Origin of the sequence: Kitasatospora sp. NPDC058406 (assembly GCF_042722765.1) — a bacterium.
Classification (GTDB): Bacteria; Actinomycetota; Actinomycetes; order Streptomycetales; family Streptomycetaceae; genus Kitasatospora.
Window position 1 is genome coordinate 1,732 of the sequence record NZ_JBHXKE010000453.1, and the last position, 1,179, is coordinate 2,910.

At 56.2% G+C, this 1,179-nt stretch carries 1 rRNA gene (only partly in view); it reads left to right on the plus strand.

The features are described 5' to 3' along the window. Nucleotides 1–1,177, plus strand: a 23S ribosomal RNA gene (locus tag ACFWOG_RS40365) (its annotated part extends 1,731 nt beyond the left edge of the window); the annotation flags it as partial. Nucleotides 1,178–1,179 lie beyond the last annotated feature (2 nt).

Below are 1,179 nucleotides of genomic sequence, written 5' to 3' on the forward strand. Positions count from 1 at the left end.
TGCCAGAGCTGGGGGTGGCCGCAGAGACCAGCGAGAAGCGACTGTTTACTAAAAACACAGGTCCGTGCGAAGCCGTAAGGCGATGTATACGGACTGACGCCTGCCCGGTGCTGGAACGTTAAGGGGACCGGTTAGCTTGGATTCGTCCAGGCGAAGCTGAGAACTTAAGCGCCAGTAAACGGCGGTGGTAACTATAACCATCCTAAGGTAGCGAAATTCCTTGTCGGGTAAGTTCCGACCTGCACGAATGGCGTAACGACTTCTCGACTGTCTCAACCATAGGCCCGGTGAAATTGCATTACGAGTAAAGATGCTCGTTTCGCGCAGCAGGACGGAAAGACCCCGGGACCTTTACTATAGCTTGATATTGGTGTTCGGTTCGGCTTGTGTAGGATAGGTGGGAGACTTTGAAGCAGCAACGCCAGTTGTTGTGGAGTCGTCGTTGAAATACCACTCTGGTCGTGCTGGATGTCTAACCTGGGTCCGTGATCCGGATCAGGGACAGTGTCTGGTGGGTAGTTTAACTGGGGCGGTTGCCTCCTAAAGAGTAACGGAGGCGCCCAAAGGTTCCCTCAGCCTGGTTGGCAATCAGGTGTTGAGTGTAAGTGCACAAGGGAGCTTGACTGTGAGACTGACGGGTCGAGCAGGGACGAAAGTCGGGACTAGTGATCCGGCGGTGGCTTGTGGAAGCGCCGTCGCTCAACGGATAAAAGGTACCCCGGGGATAACAGGCTGATCTTCCCCAAGAGTCCATATCGACGGGATGGTTTGGCACCTCGATGTCGGCTCGTCGCATCCTGGGGCTGGAGTAGGTCCCAAGGGTTGGGCTGTTCGCCCATTAAAGCGGTACGCGAGCTGGGTTTAGAACGTCGTGAGACAGTTCGGTCCCTATCCGCTGTGCGCGTAGGAGTGTTGAGAAGGGCTGTCCCTAGTACGAGAGGACCGGGACGGACGAACCTCTGGTGTGCCAGTTGTCCTGCCAAGGGCATGGCTGGTTGGCTACGTTCGGGAGGGATAACCGCTGAAAGCATCTAAGCGGGAAGCCTGCTTCGAGATGAGCACTCCCACCTCCTTGAGAGGGTAAGGCTCCCAGTAGACGACTGGGTTGATAGGCCGGATATGGAAGCCCTGTGAGGGGTGGAGTTGACCGGTACTAATAGGCCGAGGGCTTGTCCTCAG